This is a genomic window from Pseudomonas agronomica (genome assembly GCF_025917275.1).
Taxonomy (GTDB): Bacteria; Pseudomonadota; Gammaproteobacteria; order Pseudomonadales; family Pseudomonadaceae; genus Aquipseudomonas; species Aquipseudomonas agronomica.
In genome coordinates this window covers 1-743 of record NZ_JAOSHO010000956.1, presented here as the reverse complement: position 1 = coordinate 743, position 743 = coordinate 1, and the positions used below count along the sequence as shown (strand labels likewise).

Below are 743 nucleotides of genomic sequence, written 5' to 3'. Positions count from 1 at the left end.
GTCCCCCAGGCCCGTGGGCAAGGCTATGGCCGGGCGGTGTTGCAAGGAGTACAGAAAGCCGCACAACAGATCCGCTGCCCGGTGGCGACGGTGGTCTGGGCCAGCAACCCCCACGCCCGCCGACACTACCTGGCGCTGGGCTTCGAAGTGCAAGAGCGCAACCCCGCGGCGGAGCGGTTGGTCTGGTATCCGAAAGGCAACTGACCCGATCTGGCAGGCGCTAAAAAATCCCTGTGGGAGCGAGCCTGCTCCGGGCGGCGATCCGACGGAGGCGGTATATCAGTAACCCTCACGCCGCCATCCCGTCGCTGTCCTAGCAAACCCCGCGATGGAGCCCTCCGAAGCGTAGGAAGAATCGGTTTTTTGCCTAGGACGTTTCCTAATCATTCCAAATCCACACCCCTCGGGATTGCGGCTTGCCCGTGATGCAACGTCTTATTCATGGCTCTGAAATTCGTTCGGTTTGGCAGAGGCCAAGCGGACAACTTCCCGTGAGTAGGAGCCTTGAAAAATGCACGCATCCCTGCAACTCGCCTATACCAACGAAGTATTCGCTGAATATCTAAGTCACATGGACGACTGCTATTTCAAGGAGCAACAACCGTCGTCGTTCATCGATGAAAAACGGGCATACGTTAAAGCCCATCCGCCCATTGCCATTTACCGCGTCGCCACCGAGGGTAGCCAGACTCGCGACGGGGGGGGGGGTCCAACAAGGGACTCTGCGGATGGTATTCACGCTG

1 protein-coding gene and 1 pseudogene are annotated in these 743 nt (G+C 59.1%); both read left to right on the top strand.

Features of this window, described 5'->3' with window-relative positions:
* The coding region (locus OC610_RS28355) for a GNAT family N-acetyltransferase (RefSeq protein WP_264433026.1) at window positions 1-204 on the top strand (204 nt) is incomplete at its 5' end.
* 307 nt (window positions 205-511) lie between these two features.
* Window positions 512-743: pseudogene (locus OC610_RS28350) on the top strand (hypothetical protein); the annotation flags it as partial.